Raw genomic sequence first — 19,723 nt, forward strand, 5'->3', positions numbered from 1 at the left:
TATTCAATTTCCTTAGAAAGGATATCACAATACATAATGATCTGTCAAGTTAGCGTTTCATAAATATGACAACAAAAAGTATTGTATCAGAGATATACAGGGGTGGCAATAGTTTTTTGCAAGAAAACTCTCTGGCTTTTTATGGGGATTTTTGCGGACTGCAGCCATTTTTCGTGTGAAACCGACGCTTTTGCTCCATTTCTGCAGCTTCCGAATTACCGGCCTTTAGGGATTGTTGCATTTCTGAAAAAGATTGTTCCACCGCCTCAAAACCACGAAAAGTAATTGTTCCGTTTCCCTGCTTTTTGTGCCGATCCTCCATGTATTTGTTTTATACCTAAAAAAGAGGCTGCACCCAGCAGCCTCTCTCACCTTATCGCTTTGCTTCCTTCGCAATCATATCAACAAACGCTGCCAGCGGCATTGTCTCGGACTTCTGCTCGCCGTATTTGCGCACGTTCACACCTTCGCTTTGCACCTCGTTGTCGCCGACAACGAGCATGTACGGAATCTTTTGCATTTGTGCCTCACGGATTTTATAGCCGATCTTTTCATCGCGAGTATCCAGCTCCACACGGACGCCTGCCTGGCGAAGTTCATCCTGCACACGCTTCGCATAGTCCAAATGCACATGCGGAGAAACCGGGATCACCTGTGCCTGCACCGGCGCCAGCCATGTCGGGAACGCACCTTTGTATTCTTCGATCAGGAAGGCTACAAAGCGTTCCATTGTGGATACAACGCCGCGGTGAATCACAACCGGGCGGTGCGGCTTGCCGTCTTCGCCCACATATGTCAGGTCAAAGCGCTCAGGCAGCAGGAAGTCCAGTTGTACTGTAGACAGTGTCTCATCCTTGCCAAGCGCTGTACGCACCTGTACGTCCAGCTTCGGACCATAGAAGGCCGCTTCGCCTTCTGCTTCGTAGTACGGGAAGCCGAGGTCATCCATTGCTTCCTTCAGCATCGCCTGCGCCTTGTTCCACATGTCATCATCATTGTAGTACTTCTCTGTATCCGCAGGGTCGCGGTAGGACAGGCGGAAGGAATAGTCCTCCATGCCGAAGTCCTTGTATACTTCCAAAATCAGGCGGACAACGCGGATGAACTCTTCTTTAATCTGATCCGGACGGACGAAGATGTGCGCGTCGTTCAGCGTCATGCCGCGCACACGCTGCAGACCGGACAGGGCGCCGGACATTTCATAGCGGTGCATCGTGCCAAGTTCGGCAATGCGGATTGGCAGCTCGCGGTAGCTGTGGATGTCCTGCTTATACACCATCATGTGGTGCGGGCAGTTCATCGGACGCAGCACCAGCTGCTCGTTGTCCATTTCCATTGGCGGGAACATGCCGTCCTGGTAGTGCTCCCAGTGGCCGGAAGTCTTATACAGATCCACGCTTCCCATTACTGGTGTATACACGTGGTCGTAGCCAAGCGCCACTTCCTTGTCGACGATGTAACGCTCAATGACACGGCGGATTGTCGCACCCTTTGGCAGCCACAGCGGCAGACCTTGTCCCACCTTTTGTGAGTTTGTGAACAGCTTCAGCTCTTTGCCCAGCTTGCGGTGGTCGCGTTCCTTCGCTTCCTCAAGAAGGCGCAGATGCTCATCCAGCTCTTCCTTCTTCGCAAACGCAGTACCATAAATGCGCTGCAGCATTTTGTTTTTGCTGTCGCCACGCCAGTAGGCACCCGCGACACTCAGCAGCTTGAAGGCCTTTACCTTGCCAGTGGACGGCAGATGCACGCCGCGGCACAGGTCGAAGAATTCGCCCTGCTCATAGATGGACAGCGTTTGGTCAGCCGGGATATCCTGAATCAGCTCCAGCTTCAGGTTGTCGCCGATTTCTTCATAACGGCGGACCGCCTCGTCACGGCTTACTTCATGGCGCACGATATCCAGGTTCTCCTTGATGATGCGCTCCATTTCCTTTTCAATCTTCGGCAGGTCCTCTGCTGTAATCGGCTCCTCCAAATCCACATCATAATAGAAGCCATTCTCGATCACCGGGCCAATGCCCAGCTTCACATTCTTATACAAGCGCTTCAGCGCCTGCGCCAGAATATGCGCGGAGGAGTGCCGCAAAATCTCCAGGCCATCCTGGGAATCCAATGTAATGATGGCAATGCGGCCATCCTCATGAATCGGTGTGCGAAGGTCAACCAGTGTATCATTCAGCTTCCCTGCCACAGCTTTTTTCTTCAGCCCCGGGCTGATGGAAGCGGCGATGTCTTCAGTTGTTGTGCCGGCCGGGAACTCCTTTACAGCTCCATCCGGGAATGTGATTTTAATGTCTGCCATACTTTTCAACTCCTTTACAAAATAAAAAACACCCGTCCCCCAAAAAAGGGACGAGTGTTGGTCTCGTGGTTCCACCCTTGTTCCGCCACGAATGGCGCTCAAGTGTCAATAACGGTGATGGCCGTCAGCAATTACTATTCTTTCACTGCTGAAGTTCAAAGGCGGTAAGCAGCTTTTCCGTATTGGGAAGCTCGCAGCCGAAGGCCTCCCTCTCTGAGAATCGTAAAAAGCGCTCATGTCCTTATCATAACTGATTTGGATATGGGTAGTATGTAGGTAATTATATGCGGAACATTTTCGAAAATCAAGGGAGCAAGCGCCCTTTTTCGCAAATTCCGTGAAATTTTGGGAATTCATGTACATGATACAGCTTTACCCGTTCCTGAAACACATTGCGGATGGTGATGACCATGTTATGGTCTACATGTGCAGTATACAGATGAATGGTGCCCGGCGAAATGGCCAAAAGCGGCGCAATCACATTGGCATCGATGTACATGCCTCTAGTATGGACAATGCTTTCATCAATATACTGAAGGAGCCGATCCTGTGTCAGGCGGGTGCCCTTCTCATCATAAAACAGGAAGCTGCCGTCGTGGACAAGGTGAAGCACTGACAAACGGGCCTTCCGTCTGCCGATGATTTGGCGCAGCGTTTCCACAAAGGTCTGATACTCCTGCTCCAGCTTATACTCGTCAATTGCCGCCTCCACAAGATACGACAGATAGGCCGTGTACTCCTTCAGCCGGAACATGGTGTAGGACTGGAAGGAAAAAGACACAGGGCCGCACACCACGTCCTGCAGGGAGTGCAGCAAGAGCTCCGTCCGCGTGGACTCCCCGGCAAGCCCGGGGATATCCTGCCGCTCCCCATCCAAAATGGAATGAATAATATGTATGATTTGCTGCTGCTCCTCAGGATCCTCGAAATAGAAGGCCTCCCGCAGTATGGACAAAAGCCACTGGTTCTCCTTCACCTCCAGGATGAACCGAACCAGGCTTGGAATGACTATGTCAGCTACGTACCGCTCTTCGGCCGCAGGAACATGCACTGTCACGGTTTTCGCGCTCATCTGCACATCGGCCGCGCTCCCTTGCCTGCGCGTGCCGGCCATGATGTGCTCGTACACAATTTTCGCCTCGTGCTCTTCTTCAAAATGGATTTCGATCACTTTTGTCCCCCCTTTAAGGTCGTCACCTGTTCCATGTATATGACTAAAATGTCCAAAACATGATACAAGAAGGGGTTGACAAACCAAGAAAAGCGCAGCCGGCTTGTTCGGCTTCCAGAAGGGAGGTTCTGGCAGGAAGCCAACCCCAGCAGCAGCATAAAAAAGGAAGGGAAAGCCTCCGCTATCCCTCCCGATGATTGATGCCGCGCACCTCGACCGGCACCGCCAAATATTTAATGCGCTCCATAATGCGTCTTGCCTTGGCCCGCTCTTCATCACCGCGCTGCGTGAACGCGAAATGATCCTCCAGCTCCTCAAAGTCCAGATTGGAGGTAAAAAAGGTCGGCAGGTTCTCCAGCATACGAAACTGCAAAATGGATCCCAGCACATCATCCCGCACAAAGCTGGACATACCCTCTGCCCCAATATCATCGAGCATGAGCACAGGCACCCGTTTCACCTTCTCAATCTTGCTGTTCATCGTGTTATCCCCGATGGAGCCTTTAATTTCCCGCAGGAAGTCCGGCAGATACACAAGCATGGATGGCACGCCCTTCTTTGCCAATCCGTTGGCAACCGCGCCAAGAATGTATGTTTTGCCGACGCCAAAATTCCCATACAAATATAACGACTTCTGCCGTTTTCCCGGCTCATATTCCTTCAGGAAATCAGCAGCCGCCTTCACTGCCCCAATCCGGCGATGGTCAAATCCCAGCACCTCCTGCATCGTGGCGGATGCCACTTCCTTCGGCATGTACAGGCTTTGAATCAAAGACTCCTGCTGTCTCTTCTCATCATCCATCACCTTGCGCGGACAACGTTCGTACTGCAGATCAATGGCCTTCCCGCGGACACGCAGGTGCGGATGGTAGCCCGGTAAAATATTCTTGCAGCCCTCCAAGCTCTCGCAGCCCTGACACTCCACGCTTTGTCCGATGTATTCGTACAACGTGCCGAGATTGCGCTCCAGCATGCTTGTTGTCACTTCTTCATTCTCCCGGACGAATTGCTGAATGTACGGATGCTGCATCACCTGCCGCTTCATTTCTTCATACTGCTTCATAAAGCCCTGATTCTGCGCCAGACGGGCCAGCGCCTGCCCGATATGCTCCATATCCTCTCACCGCCTTAAATATCATATTCCTTCATCATTTCCTCCAGACGGCGCCGTTCCGCTTCCAATTCCGCCTCATTCAGCTCCGGCTCCGCAGACGCTTCCTTCTTCGCGATCGCCTTCGGCAGCTTCGTCTTCCGGCCCGTGCTTCTCTTTGGATTGGTTTGCTTCGTTTCCGCCCACTTCTGGTACTGCTGCGTCTCCTTCTTGGCCAGCTCCATGGCCTGCCGCACCGTCCGCACCTTCTTTCTCGCCCAGTGCCCGGCAATTTTCTCCATATAGGCTTTGGACAGCTTCATATCTGTTTTCAGCATGACGTACTGAATCAGCACGTTCACCACACCCGCCGGCAGCTGCTGGCTGATCATAATTTCTTCGATCACCTGCAGATCCGCAAGCGGCGGTTCAGCCCCGCCTGCCAAATCAGCCAGCAGCTGCCGCGGCGAAATCCGCTCCAGATGCTGAATCAGCTCCTCCTCTTGTGAATTCGGGGTTTTCCCTTCCATACTGCGCTCCGCTGCAGGCTGCACCAGATCCACGAAGGCCGGCAGCTTGCCGCCATGGCTCACCTGATACCAGTCGCGCGCATTCTTGCGGAGCAGTTCAATATCAATGTCCCCATATGCTCCGAGCGAGCCAAGCACAACATCCTTCATGGTTGTCGTACTGATGCTGTACACATATGCCAGCTTCACAATGACAGCTTTGACTTCATCCGTAAACATGTGGCCCGGCAGAAGATTGGAAACCCCCTGCAAAAATAACGGGAAGTCAAAGAAATCATGAAACAGCTCCGGCGCCTGTGCTTCCGCCCGGTCTGACAGAAGCAGGCGCGGCTGCGGAATCTCCTGCTGCGCACTCGCAAACTGCCCCGGCGTCAACGTCTGAAACACATCATTGAAAGAACTGGTTACATCCTCATAGCCCGCAAAACCCGGTTCATCCGCCGCAAAATATTGCTTTACCTGCTGATACTTCTTGCCGCCCAGGCGATTGAACAAAAAAATATTCAGGACGATATCATCAAAAAACTGCCTTGGAGTAAGGGGCGGCTGCAGTTCATACAGAAATTGCCGGCTTTCCGGCTCCTTTTTCATATATACCTTCAACAGCCCAATTCCTTCGAGCTTGCGGCGCTCCCGCAGGATATCAGGCAAGCTCATATGCATGCTGAGCATCAGGGAATGATGGGTTACATCCTGTCCGCCCTGCTCCAGCTCACTCCATAGTGTCATATACAAGCTGAATGCCGCACTGCCGATCAGAGGCTGATACAGCATTGTCATCACTTTTCGGTCATAGCCATGCAGCAGCCCGCTTGTACGGACACGATAGCTGTCCACAGGGAGCAAATCCATCCAAGCCCTCCGTTCCATAAGCCGCCCTCCTTTCAATAAATGGACAAAAAGAGCGAAGCAGCCCTGCTGTCTACTTCCGCTCTTTTTGCAGCAAATCCTTCAATTCATCAATGAACACATTCAAATCTTTAAACTGCCGATACACAGAAGCAAACCGCACATACGCAACGTCATCGAGACCGCGCAGCTCCTCCATCACCATTTCGCCGACAGCTTCACTCTTCACTTCCGAGGAGCCATTGTTGCGCAGCTCGCGTTCCACGTGCTGCACGATGTCCTCCAGCTGCTTCAGCGCGACCGGGCGCTTCTCACACGCCTTGATCAGCCCGCGCAGAATTTTATCCTTGCTGAACTCTTCACGCGTACCCTCCTTCTTCACGACAACGAGCGGCGGTTCCTCCACACGTTCAAAGGTCGTGAAGCGATAGGAGCAGCTTTCACATTCGCGGCGGCGGCGGATTGAGCGGCCCTCCTCCACCGGACGGGAATCCAAAACTCTCGTACCATTATGAAAACAAGTTGGACAACGCATTTCTTCACTCTCCCGTCAATGCAGCGTATTATAATTTTTGGCCAAGACCGGTTCCGACAAACACAAGCTGCTTGTCCAGCTGGCGGTACAGCTCAAGCACCAGCTTTCTGCTGAAGCCGAAGTCGGTCGGCAGCGCCGTCTCGGAGGAAACAGAGAAATCCACCGCTGTTTCAAACGGGCGGATCGTAATCACGGTCACAATGACCAGCGCCTTCTTCGGAGCTATGGTCTGCACACTAATTTCTCCGCGTTCTTCGGACACGGAAGTGATTTTCATCCCTTTCATGCCCCGCAGCAGCTCCTCCACCGCCTTCATGGCATTCTGCTTGTTTGTTTTATAATAACGGCTTCTCAAGCCTTCATCGCGGTGTGTGTCCGTTGTTTCAGCGTGAGTCGAGAAGAATCCCTTTATATTTTGTACCAGCCCCATGTGCTCACCCCTGCGTCCAAATGCAAATTAAAAAGAGGTGTATGTACACCTCTTTACATTTTAAAGCAATTATTATCGTTTTGAAAGTTTTTTAAAGAACTTTTGCGTTCTCGCTGCGCTTCTTAATTTCAAAGCTGCCAGTTCCGCGCGGCAGTTCAATGCTTTCGCGTGTTTTGGCGCCCAGGCCTTCTGCGATGTAGTCAGCTGCTACATTCGGGTCAATGCGGTCGCCGCAAGTGTATACGTCGATGCTCGCATAGCCGTGCTCCGGGAAGCTGTGGATTGTCAAGTGAGACTCGGAGATAATAACAACTCCGCTTACTCCTTGTGGTGCAAATTTGTGGAATGCAACTTCACGCACTTCTGCACCAGAGCGCAGTGCCGCGTCCACGAATAGTTGTTCAATGTAAGGCATATCGTTCAGCTTATCAAAATCGCAACCCCATAGTTCTGCAATTACATGGCGACCCATTGTGTCCATAGTATGCATGCTATAGTTCCCCCTTTTACATAGTTAATCGGTGTTGAAAACTAATTCGCACGATTGGCACGTTTGACTACCACGGGGGAAAGTTAGTCCAAAGAGGTCCTAACCCTTTAAGTAGCTACTACACCTATGCTTTTCAGTTCACGAAAGATAGTATACGTTTTTTGAGGGTTTTTTGCAATATATTTTTATACTTTTTAGAACAGCCCCGCCGGCGCCTTCAATTGTCTTTGTCTTATAAAGGCATTTCCGGAAAGATGGCGCTCCCGTTCCGCAGCCCGATACCGAGACAGGAAGAGAGCCCGGATGCATGCATCCGGGCTGTTCCATCAGATATGCTGTACATTTTGCTGGTCCGCAAATTGTTCGGCAACCATGCGCGCCAGATCCACAACACGGCTGGAGTAGCCCCACTCGTTGTCGTACCAGGCAAGCACTTTGATTTTGCGGCTGCCGATCACCATGGTGGACAGGCTGTCCACGATGGCGGAATGCGGGTCTGTGTTGAAGTCAACCGATACGAGCGGCTCTTCGCAGTAGGAAATGATTCCTTTCATCGCTCCCTTGGAAGCGGACAGAAAAGCATCATTCACATCTGCCGCCGTTACATCCCGCTTCACATCCACAACAAGGTCAACAAGCGACACATTCGGCGTCGGCACACGCAGCGCCATGCCGTGCAGTTTGCCGCTCAAATGCGGCAGCACCTTTGACAGCGCTTTCGCAGCGCCTGTTGTCGTCGGAATGATGGACTGGGCGCAAGCGCGGGCGCGGCGCAGATCCTTGTGCGGATTGTCAATATTATTCTGGTCATTTGTATAGGCATGCACAGTTGTCACCAAGCCGTTCTCTATGCCGAACTGCTCATCAAGCACCTTCACAATCGGCGCCAGGCAGTTTGTCGTACAAGAAGCATTGGAAATGACAATATGCTTTGAAATATCAAGCTGATCATCGTTTACTCCCACTACGATCGTAATATCTTCTTCTTTGCCGGGCGCTGTCAAAATGACATTCTTCGCCCCCGCCTCCACATGTGCGATTGCCTTTTCTTTGGAATTGAACTTGCCTGTCGCCTCTATAACAAGGTCCACCCCAAGCTCCTTCCAAGGCAGCTCCAGCGGATTGCGCTGATTCAGCAGGTTTACCATTTTTCCGTCCACAAGCAGATGGTCCTCGAAGGCCTCCACCGTGCCGGCAAATTTCCCGTGTACTGTATCATATTTGATTAAATGTGCCAACGTTTCGGCCGGGTAGCTTGCGTTAATGGCTACAACCTGAAATGCCTTCTCCTTAATTGCCTGCCGGAACACCATTCTCCCGATGCGGCCGAAGCCGTTAATTGCCACACGAATCATATGCAGTTATCCCCCTTGATTGCGTTATACTATTTCTCCTGTTTCCCAATAACAGTATAGCACAAATGAAAGAAAAATCACTAAACAATTTCATCAATTTGTAAAATTTATTCTTTTTCTTGCTGCCAGTCCTCTAAAATGCGCAACAATTGGGCTTTTGTGTCCATCAATGGACCGTTATTATTGATTACGTGGTCCGCCATCACAATTTTTTGCGCCAACGGCATTTGTGATGCAATGCGCGCCTTTGCCTCTTCTTCTGACAGCCTGTTCCGTTGCATCAGCCGCTGCAGCTGCGTTTCCTCGTCCACGTACACAAGCAGAATGCGGTCTGCCAGGTACTCGAGCTTGCTTTCAAATAGAAGCGGAATGTCCAGCACGACAATGCCGCGCCCTTCCCGTATGTATGCTTCCTTCTGCGCCAGCATTTCCGCCCGCACCGCTGGATGGACAATGCTGTTCAGCTCTTGCCGTTTCCCGGCATCATGAAAGATGATGCCGCCTAGCTTGGCCCGGTCAATCCCGCCGCCAGGCAGCAGAATGTCTTCGCCAAAGGCGGCCGCAATGCCGCGATAAGCCGGCTTCCCCGGCTCCACCACTTCACGCGCAATCACATCCGCATCCACGACTGGAATGCCTTGCTCCCGCAGCATTGCCGAAACGGTGCTTTTTCCGCTGGCAATGCCGCCTGTTAGTCCCACTACAAGTGCCATGTCTGTTTCCCCCTTATTCTTGCAAAAAATAAGACGTGAACCATTGGCCACGTCTATCCCACTACTTACATTTTCCATATTCCGATGATAATAAGCAAGACTCCCGGCAAAAAGGTGAACTTCTGCAGCCAGGTCATGGCAGAAAACCAGGTGCCCAAGCGCATGCCCAGCGACAGGAAGACGGTGCTCATCAACGCGACCATCCCCGCCATCAGGAGCGGAGAGTACCCAAGCATGGAAGCGCCAATGCCGGCCCCGAAGGAGTCAATTGAAAGAGCCAGGCCCAGCATCAATGCTTCCAGACCGGAAATGGTGCCGGAACGGTCAAAGTCGGCAACCGTCGGCTTGCGTAAAATTTGAATCACAATGCCCAGCGACTTAATCTCCAAGTTCCACATTGTTTTTTCCTGCGGCAGCTCCTCTTCTTCCCGTTTGCCGCTTTGGAAAAACTGATACAGGACCCAGGCGCCGATGCCCACGAGCACCACACCGCCAATCATACGTGCCAGGTCAGGCGAGAAAATCTGGGCAATCGCATGCCCGATGCCCATGGAGACTGCCATCACAGCACCTGAACAAAGCCCGATGACGATAATGGATTTCCACGGAATCCGCACCTGTCTCAGCCCGTAGGTGAGGCCCACGCTGCAGCTGTCCAGACTCAAGGTGAATGCCAGCAAGAGCAGAGAAATATATGAATGCATCGTAAGACTCCTTTCCATATGTCAAGCCTCTTCTATACAAAAGAGGCTCCATGACAATAACAGCTTTGCTGTAATATATGACAGGAGCCCATCCAATGTTATTCTTTTCTTTTCCGCTGGCAATTTGGACAGAAATGCGTGCCCCGTCCGCCCACCACCGTTTTCTGGATCGGCGTGTCGCACTTGACGCACGGTTCGCCTTTACGGCCGTACACAAGCAGGCTTTGCTGGAACGTCCCGATCTGCCCCTGTGAGTTGATATAGGAACGGATGGTACTGCCGCCGCGTTCCACCGCTTCCGAAAGAACCGCCACAATCTCATCCCGCAGCAGGACAATATCTGCGGCCGTCAGGTTCGATGCCGTTTCCTCCGGATGGATGCCGGTGCGGAACAGTACCTCATCCACATAAATATTGCCCAGGCCGACAAGCAAGTTCTGGTCGAGCAGCACCGGTTTGATTTTCCGGTTCGTTTTCCGCAAACGCGCCTGCAGATAGTCTGCGGTCAGCTCATCTGAAAACGGTTCGGGGCCCAAGTCGGCCAATGGAGGCTTCGTCAGCTCCTCCCCCTTATGATACAAATGCATCGTCCCGAATTTGCGGACATCATTATAATGAAGCTCTGTCCCATCCGTGAACAAAAACCGGATGTGCGTATGCTTATCAATCTCGCTGCCGCCTTCGTGGAGGCGGTACTTGCCCTCCATACGCAGATGCGACACCAGCGTATAGTCCGGCAAATGCAGCAGCAAAAACTTGCCGCGGCGGCCAATCTCCTCAATGGTTTGCCCGCGCAGCAGGTGCTTGAAAAGCTCCACATCGTCCGGCAGCTTTACCATTTTCGGCACTGTCACAATGACATCCTCAATTTTCTTTCCTTTTACCAGCAGCTCCAATGTCCGGCGGACGGTCTCCACCTCTGGCAATTCCGGCATCATAATCTCTCCTTTTCCAACTGAAAAGAGGGCTTCCATCCGGAAGCCCTCCGTACATCATTTTGCATCATACCATGTCGGGCCGTAAGAATAGTCTACCTTTAACGGCACAGATAATGCTACCGCATGCTCCATCACTTCTGGCACAAGCTGCTCCATCCGGGCAATCTCATCCTGCGGCACTTCAAAAATCAATTCATCGTGCACCTGCAGCAGCAGGCGGGACCGGAGGCCTTCCTCGTGCAGCCGGTCAAACATGACAATCATCGCCTTCTTGATGATATCGGCCGCACTTCCCTGAATGGGCGTATTCATCGCGGTGCGCTCCGCGAAGCTGCGCAGATTGAAGTTGCGGCTCGTAATCTCCGGAATATAGCGGCGGCGGTTCAGCAGCGTGGACACATAGCCATTCTGCTTCGCCTCCTGAATGATTGCATCCATATACTCCTTTACTCCCGGGAAGCTTGCAAAATACTTCTCAATGAACTCGGCTGCCGCTTTTCTTGTAATGCCCAGGTTTTGTGACAAGCCGTAGTCGCTGATGCCGTACACAATTCCGAAGTTCACGGCCTTTGCCTGCCGGCGCATGTTGGAGGTGACCTCCTCATTTGCTACGCCGAACACGTCCATCGCCGTCTTTGTATGGACGTCCATATCACGCTGAAATGCTTCCATCAGCCCCTTGTCCTTGGCAATGTGCGCCAATACACGCAGCTCAATCTGCGAGTAGTCGGCCGCCAGCATGACCCAGCCTTCCTCCGATGGCACAAATGCCTGCCGGATTTTCCGCCCTTCCTCCAAGCGGATTGGAATATTTTGCAGGTTCGGCTCTGTTGAACTGAGACGGCCGGTCTGCGTGACCGCCTGATTGAAGCGGGTGTGAATTTTTGACGTATCCTCACGCACCACCTTCAGCAGCCCCTCGATATAAGTCGAGTACAGTTTGCCGAGCTGACGGTAGTGCAGGATTTTCGGCACAATTTCATGCTTGCCCGCCAGCTTCTCCAGCACGTCGGCAGAAGTGGAATAGCCTGTCTTCGTCTTTTTCTCCGCCGGCAAATTCAGCTTCTCAAACAAAACCACACCCAGCTGCTTCGGTGAATTAATATTGAATGCACCGCCTGCCAGCTCATGAATATCCTTTTCCATTTGCTCCAGCTGCTGTGCCAGATCTTGTCCCATATCGCGCAGACGGCCAATATCCACCTTCACACCGGTGTATTCCATCTCCGCCAGCACATGGCACAGCGGCATTTCCAAATCCGTGAACAGCTCATATTGCTCATTCTTCTGCAAGTCCTCAATGAAGGATGGCTTTACCGCGTACAGCGCTGCCGATTTTCGGGCCACATGGTCTGCCAGCACCTCCAGCGGCGGCACTGCCCGCTTGGCTCCTTTTCCGTACACCTCTTCATCCGTTTTGACGGCGTGCGCATCCTTCTGCTTGGCAACCGTCCGGAAGTCTGTATCTGTTTCGGATGGATCCAGCACGTAGGCCGCCAGCATCACATCAAAGTCCACGCCGCGCAGCTCGGCACCCTTCCACTTCAGCGCCACGATGGCCCGCTTCGCGTCAAAGGTGGCTTTCTTCGTCTCTTCATCAGCCAGCCAGCTCTTAAACTCGTCAGAGGCAAACGCCAGTTCAGCCGGCACAAAATAGCTGCCGGTTTCGTTTGTAATCCCGAAGCCTTGCACAGCCGCACCGTGATAGTTATCCTCCTGCACTTCTACAATCAAGGCACCGCCACTTTGCAGCACATCGCTGTTGAAGGCCTCCACAATTTCAAAGGACACCTCGTGGAGCTCGCCTGTTTCCTGTACAGCTGACCCGCCGCCCAGCTTCTCCATGAGCGAGTTGAAGCCAAGGTCCTGGAACACAGGCAGCACCTGCTGTGCATCATAGCCGCTGTACACAAGATCATCCAGCTGAATTCCCACCGGGGCCTCCCGGTAAATGGTGGCCAGTTGCTTGCTCATCAGCGCCTGGTCCTGGTTCTCCTCCAGCTTTTCCTTCAGCTTCTTGCCGCTGACCTTGTCCAAGTTGGACAGGACATTTTCCAATGTTTCAAACTCTGTCAAAAGCTTGATTGCTGTTTTTTCGCCAACACCCGGCACCCCCGGGATGTTATCGGCTGTATCACCCATAAGGCCCTTCATATCAATGATTTGATCCGGACGAAGAGAGTATTTCTCCATCAGCGCCGCCGGGGTGTACTCCTCCACTTCCGTGATGCCTTTGCGTGTCACACTGACCGTTGTATGATCGGACACCAGCTGCAGCATATCCTTGTCGCCGGAGATAATTTTAACCTCCAAGCCCTGTGCATCTGCCTGCTTGGAGAGCGTGCCGATGATGTCATCCGCCTCATAGTTCGGCAGCTCATAGCGCTTCACCCCGAAGGCGTCGAGCAGCTCGCGGACAAACGGGAACTGCTCGGACAGCTCGGACGGCGTCTTTTGCCGGCCGCCCTTATACTCACCGAAGGTTTCGTGGCGGAAGGTCGTTTTGCCCGCATCAAACGCCACCAGAATATGTGTCGGCTTCTCCTCCTCCAAAATACGCATCAGCATCATGGTGAAGCCATAGATTGCATTTGTATGTATACCCTTATCGTTATTCAGCAGCGGCAGCGCAAAAAAAGCGCGGTACACGATGCTGTTGCCGTCAATTAAGACTACTTTTTGCTTCAAAATGAAAGCCCTCCCCGAAATGAGATATCAAAAAAACCGTCTCTTCCTCCTCCATAATAGCATGACCCGCCGGAAGAAGGAAAATGACGGTGGCAAGAAAAGCGAAGCCGGCTCGTTTAGCCCACCGAAGGGAGGTTCTCCGGCCTCAAAGGCGCTTTTTGCCTTTGTCGGGACAGGTTCTTCCCTGGCAGATGGCTGGCTAAACACTAAGAAACGCAGAAACAGCCCCCTTGGCAATTAGAAGGGGGCTGGAAGCTTCAGAAAAAGAGAGGGGCAGAGACAAAGAAGCAGCTGCTCTGCCCAAATCATGACTCCTTGGATGAAGGGGTTTTCGCCTATAAACATACCATTCCTCTATTAACAGAAAGTGAATGCCATGTTAATAAAGTGTAAACCCTCAATATTTTTGCAGCATGACCGTGAAGGTTGTGCCGGCCCCGACCGTGCTCTCTACCGTAATGCTGCCATGGTGCGCTTCCACCAGGTGTTTGACGATGGAAAGGCCCAGCCCGGTGCCGCCTGTGTTGCGGCTTCTTGCCTTATCCACCCGGTAGAACCGTTCAAAAATGCGGGGAATTTCCTCCCGGCTGATGCCGATGCCGGTATCGCTTACCCGAACAACAGCCCAGCTGTCCCGCAGCCCAAGCTCAACCGTTACGCTGCCTTCAGGCGGGGTGTAGGAAATGGCGTTGCTGATCAAGTTCAGGAACACCTGCTTCAGCCGGTGCGGGTCGCCTGCCGCAAACACATCTCGCTCCGCCTGCAGCTGCAAATCAATCTGCTTCGCTTCCGCTTTATGCTTCAGCAGCAGGACAATCTCCTCCAGCAGCACCCGCAAATCCACCCGTCCCATGTTCAGCTGGAAGCCCTGCTGCTCAATTTTGGACAGATCCAGCAAATCCTCAATCAGATTTTGCATCCGGTCGCTTTCCTTGAGGATGATCGACAGAAAGTTCTCACGCAGCTTCTCATTCTCCATCGCACCGTCAAGCAGCGTTTCAGAAAACCCTTTAATGGAAGTAATGGGCGTCCGCAGCTCGTGCGATACATTGGCCAGGAAGTCCTTGCGCATCTGCTCAAGCCGCTTCAGCTCTGTAATGTCATGGAACACGAGCACAATGCCCTTCCATTCATGGTTTGTCCCGATGATCGGCGCGCCGTACACCTCGAAATGCCGGCGCTCAATCTCCAGCGGCAGCAGCATTTGCTTGCGTACCTTTACCTCTGTCATGAAAATATCCTCTACAAGAGAAATAACCTCCTGATGGGGAAATGCCTCGTAGTACAGCTGATGCAAAAACTGCTCATCCGTTACACGGAAGATTTCTTTATAAGAGCGGTTTACGAGGCTAATATAGCCGCGGCTGTCAATCAAGATCATCCCGCTTCCCATATTTTCAATGAGCGTGTGCAGCCGGTCCTGCTGCATTTCCTGCTGCGAAACCATTTCTTGCAGATTGCGGGCCAGAATATTGATGGCCTGGCTCAGCATACCTGTTTCATCGGCATGGTTCTCATAGGCACGCGCCTTATAATTTCCCTTCGCCAGTTCAATTGCCACCCTGGTGGCAGCTTCGATCGGCCTCGTGTACCGGGCTGTCACCCGCAGACCGATCAGCACAATCATGATACAGGCGAACAGAAAGCTGCCGACCAGAAGCCCCCAAATCTGCTGCTGCACGGAGGCAATGGAATTCACCGCAAGCTGTAAAATTAAATACGTATCCTGCTGCCCGTCCGCAATCATGGTTCCATAATAATAAGCATCATTCCCGGCGTGCTGGACAGATACCGCATCCGGCCGCTCGGCAATCTTGTCCATCAGGCTGCGGTCCGGCTCCTTCCTATCATTCACAGAATCATAGATGATGTCCCCATGCTTGTCCACAAGGGTAATCCGGACCTTAAGCAGCTCCTCCGCACGCTTGAGCACAGCAGGATGCGCAGCGGCATAGGCAATGCCGTCCTGTTGTATTTCCAGCGCCAAATATTGCACTTCCTTCTGTATGCGCTTATTGAAGTTTTCCACATAAAATCCCTTAATCAGCTGGTTCATCAGCATTCCTAAAGCAATTACCACCACCACGACCAAGGAGATAATGGTGAACAGCAGACGCGTGCGGAACTTATTCATTCCCTCTCGGCTCCTCAAGCTTGTACCCGAGGCCGCGAATGGTTTTAATATATACCGGCTTTTTCGTATTCAGCTCAATTTTATCCCGCAGATGGCTGATGTGCACATCCACAATGCGCGTATCCCCGGCAAAATCATAATTCCAGACCGCGCTCAACAGCTGGTCGCGTGTCAGCACCCGCCCTTTATTCTTAGCAAGATATACAAGCAGTTCAAATTCCTTTGGCGTCAGCTCCAGCTTGTCCCCCTTGTAAAAGGCCTCGTAATGCTCCGGCAAAATTTTCAGATCACCGACGAGGATGGCTCCTTCTTCCGACTCCTCCTGCACCTGCTCTTCACTCATGCGTGTCCGCCGTAAAATGGCCTTCACCCTGGCAACGACCTCACGCGGGCTGAACGGCTTTGTCATATAATCATCAGCACCAAGCTCCAGGCCGAGCACCTTGTCAAACTCGTCTCCTTTGGCTGTCAGCATGAGAATCGGGGTGGCAATACGCTGCAGGCGCAGCTCTTTGCACACCTCCATACCGTCCATCTTCGGCAGCATGAGGTCCAAAATGATCAAATCCGGTTTATCCTCAGTAGCACGGCGCAGCCCCGCCTCGCCATCCATTGCCGTGATGACCTCGAAGCCTGCCTGCTGCAGATTAAATTCAATCAGGGTGACAATAGATTCCTCATCATCCACTACTAAAATGCGGTTGCTCATCGTATTCCTCCACGTTTCTGTTGTAAAACCGTGCTTCATCCCATTATTTTCTCTCTTTTTTGTTAAGCTTATCATACTAGAAAATGAACGTTTGGGAAAGAGAGGTACACATGGCGTACAGGCTGAGGCAGCCGGCAGAGTATCTTGCACTTTCTTGCATGTAACCTATCATTTCTCCGCAAAGAGGACCGGTCTGCGTCGACCGGCCCTCTGCCTGCTTAAAAGTTATCCATGGAACGCTCAAACAGATTGGAAAGGTGATAGGGCGGCGCCACTGTAACGAGACCCTTCACTACTTCTTCCTCTTCACAATAGCCGAGAACCCGCATCTCAATCGCATGCTCCTCCGGATACACCGCAACGACTTCAAAATGAAAGTGCAGTGTCGCATAGTGATGGACCGGCTTCGGAAACTCCAGCTCCTGCCGCAGAATGTGGCTTCCCGGTCCCGGCAGATACTTCGTAATCGCGGTTGTAACAATGCCTGTCAGCATCACCGCCGGCACAACCGGCTGCTGGTATGGTGTCTGTGATGCATAGTCATGCTGAATATATAACGGATTGGCGTCGTCCGTCAGCCCTAAATACAGAAGTAAATCCTTATCCTGAATGCGTTCCGTGATCGTCAGCTTTTCTCCTACGCTGATTTCCTCCATTTTCCTGCCAAGCTTGCTCTTTTTTCGTAGCACAGCACAATCCCCCTGTCATCGACTCTGTAAACTATGCACTCTCTTAATGATAGCGTTTTCAAATTATCACAAAAAAATAAGTCCCAAGATAAGAAAAAGATTCGGGGCAGCCCCCCGAATCTCCTTCTTGTCTTTCATAAAACTTACAGTAACACCTTCATGACATTGCGTACAGACTCGACAGAGCGGTCAAGCGCAGCTCTTTCCTCATCCAGCAGATCAAGCTCAATGACCTTCTCAATACCATTGCCGCCCAGAATCACCGGAACGCCAAGATACAGGTCGCTGTAGCCGTATTCACCTTCAAGATAAGCAATTGCAGGCAGCACGCGGCGCTGGTCCTTCAGAATGGCTTCTGTCATTTCAACAAGAGATGCAGCCGGCGCATAGTAGGCGCTGCCGTTGCCAAGAAGGTTCACGATTTCGCCGCCGCCCTTGCGCGTACGCTCCACAATGGCCTCCAGGCGCTCCTTTGGAAGCAATGCTTCCAAAGGAATGCCACCCGCATAGGAATAGCGTACGAGCGGAACCATGTCATCACCGTGGCCGCCAAGCACGAAGCCGGTTACGTCCTTCACGGACAGATTCAGTTCCTGTGCCACGAACGTGCGGAAGCGCGCCGTGTCCAGTACGCCGGATTGTCCGATGACACGCTCCTTCGGGAGGCCGGACTCCTTGAATACGGTATATGTCATTGCATCAACCGGGTTTGTCAGAACAAGAATCGTTGTATTCGGAGAATACTTCACGATTTCCTGCGTGACACCCTTCATGATTTTAGAGTTGGTCGCCACCAGGTCATCACGGCTCATGCCCGGTTTACGCGCGATGCCGGCCGTAATGACAACTACATCAGAATCAGCCGTGTCGGCATAATCGGACGTGCCGGTGACATTGGCATCGAAGCCCTGCACCGGACTTGCTTCGAGCATGTCCAGCGCTTTGCCCTTTGTTGGGTTTTCTAGTTGTGGAATATCAACGAGCACAACATCCGCAAGTTCCTTTTGTGCGAGTAAGAAAGCCGTAGTTGCCCCTGTAAAACCTGCACCGATAACAGAAACCTTTTTACGTTTGATCGCCATTGATTTCTCCCCCTATATGTTACGCGTTTACTTCTACTGCTCCCATGTTCTTGATCAGTTCATCCGCAAACTCAGAGCACTTCACTTCTGTTGCGCCGTCCATCAGGCGGGCAAAGTCGTATGTTACAACCTTGGAAGCGATTGTCTTCTCCATGGAGTCCACGATCAGCTTCGCTGCCTCACCCCAGCCAAGGTGCTCCAGCATCAGAACGCCGGACAGAATGACGGAGGAAGGATTCACTTTATCCAGGCCGGCATACTTCGGAGCTGTACCGTGTGTTGCTTCGAAGATCGCATGTCCAGTTACATAGTTGATGTTCGCGCCAGGTGCGATACCGATGCCGCCTACCTGTGCTGCCAATGCGTCAGAAATGTAGTCACCGTTCAAGTTCATGGTTGCCACTACATCGAACTCACGCGGGCGAGTCAGGATTTGCTGCAGGAAGATGTCCGCAATGGAATCCTTCACGATGATTTTGCCGGCAGCTTCTGCAGCTGCTTGCGCTTCGTTCGCAGCCTGCTTGCCTTGCTCTTCTACGATGCGGTCGTACTGTGCCCATGTGAATACCTTGTCGCCAAACTCTTGCTCAGCCACTTCGTAGCCCCAGTTCTTGAACGCGCCTTCCGTGTATTTCATAATGTTGCCCTTGTGGACAAGCGTCACAGACTTGCGGCCTTCGTTGATTGCATATTGGATTGCCGCGCGTACAAGACGCTTTGTGCCTTCTTCAGACACTGGCTTGATGCCGATGCCGGAAGTTTCAGGGAAACGGATTTTCTTTACGCCCATTTCATTTTGCAGGAAGCTCAATACCTTCTTTGCTTCCTCGGAGCCCATCGCGTACTCGATGCCAGCGTAGATATCTTCTGTATTTTCACGGAAGATGACCATGTCTGTATCTTCCGGGCGCTTAACCGGAGAAGGAACACCGTCAAAGTAGCGTACCGGACGCAGGCATACGTACAGGTCAAGCTCTTGGCGCAGCGCTACGTTCAGGGAGCGGATACCGCCGCCAACCGGCGTAGTCAGTGGCCCTTTGATTGCCAGCAAGTACTCATCAATTACATTCAGTGTTTCTTGCGGCAGCCATTCGCCTGTCTGATTGAAGGCCTTTTCGCCTGCCAGTACTTCTCTCCACTCAATTTTCTTCTCGCCGTTGAATGCTTTGTCCACCGCGGCATCCAATACGCGCTGTGACGCTGCCCAGATGTCCGGGCCTGTGCCGTCACCTTCAATGAAAGGAATAATTGGATTGTTTGGCACATTCATGACGCCATCGATTACTGTGATTTTTTGTCCTGTAGTCAATGAGA

General features: G+C 52.2%; 17 protein-coding genes and 1 other annotated feature. All 17 genes read right to left on the minus strand.

Annotation, left to right across the window (positions count from 1 at the left end):
* Positions 1-373 precede the first annotated feature (373 nt).
* The 17 genes from thrS to icd all read right to left on the minus strand — a co-directional run bounded on the left by thrS (position 374) and on the right by icd (position 19,718).
* Positions 374-2,302: a threonine--tRNA ligase gene (gene thrS, locus NK662_RS02510; protein WP_254757016.1), complete on the minus strand. Its 1,929-nt coding sequence runs from the start codon at positions 2,300-2,302 to the stop codon at positions 374-376.
* 43 nt (positions 2,303-2,345) lie between these two features.
* Positions 2,346-2,559: a binding site (T-box leader), on the minus strand.
* Positions 2,560-2,606: 47 nt separating this feature from the next.
* A complete protein-coding gene (gene ytxC, locus NK662_RS02515) occupies positions 2,607-3,473 on the minus strand; it encodes a putative sporulation protein YtxC (protein ID WP_254757018.1) in 867 nt (288 codons plus the stop codon).
* 181 nt (positions 3,474-3,654) lie between these two features.
* Positions 3,655-4,587 carry a primosomal protein DnaI gene (gene dnaI / locus NK662_RS02520; protein WP_254757020.1) on the minus strand — a complete coding sequence of 311 codons (933 nt, stop codon included), beginning with the start codon at positions 4,585-4,587 and terminating at the stop codon, positions 3,655-3,657.
* Positions 4,588-4,601: 14 nt separating this feature from the next.
* The gene (locus tag NK662_RS02525; RefSeq protein WP_254757021.1) at positions 4,602-5,963 is read right to left on the minus strand and encodes a replication initiation and membrane attachment family protein; all 1,362 of its coding nucleotides are present in this window, start codon (positions 5,961-5,963) and stop codon (positions 4,602-4,604) included.
* 52 nt (positions 5,964-6,015) lie between these two features.
* Positions 6,016-6,477: a transcriptional regulator NrdR gene (gene nrdR, locus NK662_RS02530; protein ID WP_254757023.1), complete on the minus strand. Its 462-nt coding sequence runs from the start codon at positions 6,475-6,477 to the stop codon at positions 6,016-6,018.
* 28 nt (positions 6,478-6,505) lie between these two features.
* Positions 6,506-6,907 carry a cytosolic protein gene (locus NK662_RS02535; protein WP_254757025.1) on the minus strand — a complete coding sequence of 134 codons (402 nt, stop codon included), beginning with the start codon at positions 6,905-6,907 and terminating at the stop codon, positions 6,506-6,508.
* Between the two features lie 91 nt (positions 6,908-6,998).
* The gene (gene speD / locus NK662_RS02540; protein ID WP_368736049.1) at positions 6,999-7,388 is read right to left on the minus strand and encodes an adenosylmethionine decarboxylase; all 390 of its coding nucleotides are present in this window, start codon (positions 7,386-7,388) and stop codon (positions 6,999-7,001) included.
* 335 nt (positions 7,389-7,723) lie between these two features.
* The gene (locus NK662_RS02545) at positions 7,724-8,752 is read right to left on the minus strand and encodes a glyceraldehyde-3-phosphate dehydrogenase (RefSeq protein ID WP_254757029.1); all 1,029 of its coding nucleotides are present in this window, start codon (positions 8,750-8,752) and stop codon (positions 7,724-7,726) included.
* Positions 8,753-8,859: 107 nt separating this feature from the next.
* Positions 8,860-9,465 carry a dephospho-CoA kinase gene (gene coaE, locus NK662_RS02550; RefSeq protein ID WP_254757032.1) on the minus strand — a complete coding sequence of 202 codons (606 nt, stop codon included), beginning with the start codon at positions 9,463-9,465 and terminating at the stop codon, positions 8,860-8,862.
* Positions 9,466-9,530: 65 nt separating this feature from the next.
* The gene (ytaF, locus tag NK662_RS02555) at positions 9,531-10,169 is read right to left on the minus strand and encodes a sporulation membrane protein YtaF (RefSeq protein ID WP_254757034.1); all 639 of its coding nucleotides are present in this window, start codon (positions 10,167-10,169) and stop codon (positions 9,531-9,533) included.
* Between the two features lie 98 nt (positions 10,170-10,267).
* Positions 10,268-11,104, minus strand: a complete 837-nt coding sequence (gene mutM / locus NK662_RS02560) for a DNA-formamidopyrimidine glycosylase (protein ID WP_254757036.1) — start codon at positions 11,102-11,104, stop codon at positions 10,268-10,270.
* A 57-nt stretch (positions 11,105-11,161) separates the two neighbouring features.
* Positions 11,162-13,795: a DNA polymerase I gene (gene polA, locus NK662_RS02565; protein ID WP_254757039.1), complete on the minus strand. Its 2,634-nt coding sequence runs from the start codon at positions 13,793-13,795 to the stop codon at positions 11,162-11,164.
* A gap of 397 nt (positions 13,796-14,192) precedes the next feature.
* On the minus strand, positions 14,193-15,929 hold the full coding sequence (pnpS, locus tag NK662_RS02570; protein ID WP_254757041.1) for a two-component system histidine kinase PnpS: 1,737 nt from the start codon (positions 15,927-15,929) through the stop codon (positions 14,193-14,195).
* A complete protein-coding gene (locus NK662_RS02575) occupies positions 15,922-16,638 on the minus strand; it encodes a response regulator transcription factor (protein WP_254757043.1) in 717 nt (238 codons plus the stop codon). The genes pnpS and NK662_RS02575 overlap by 8 nt, the downstream gene beginning before the upstream one ends.
* A gap of 218 nt (positions 16,639-16,856) precedes the next feature.
* On the minus strand, positions 16,857-17,327 hold the full coding sequence (locus NK662_RS02580; RefSeq protein ID WP_254757045.1) for a MaoC family dehydratase: 471 nt from the start codon (positions 17,325-17,327) through the stop codon (positions 16,857-16,859).
* A 143-nt stretch (positions 17,328-17,470) separates the two neighbouring features.
* Positions 17,471-18,409 carry a malate dehydrogenase gene (gene mdh, locus NK662_RS02585; RefSeq protein WP_254757047.1) on the minus strand — a complete coding sequence of 313 codons (939 nt, stop codon included), beginning with the start codon at positions 18,407-18,409 and terminating at the stop codon, positions 17,471-17,473.
* Positions 18,410-18,428: 19 nt separating this feature from the next.
* Positions 18,429-19,718, minus strand: coding sequence for an NADP-dependent isocitrate dehydrogenase (icd, locus tag NK662_RS02590; RefSeq protein ID WP_254757049.1), 1,290 nt, complete (start codon positions 19,716-19,718; stop codon positions 18,429-18,431).
* Between the last annotated feature and the right edge of the window lie 5 nt (positions 19,719-19,723).

Origin of the sequence: Ectobacillus ponti (genome assembly GCF_024294785.1) — a bacterium.
Classification (GTDB): Bacteria; Bacillota; Bacilli; order Bacillales; family Bacillaceae_G; genus Ectobacillus; species Ectobacillus ponti.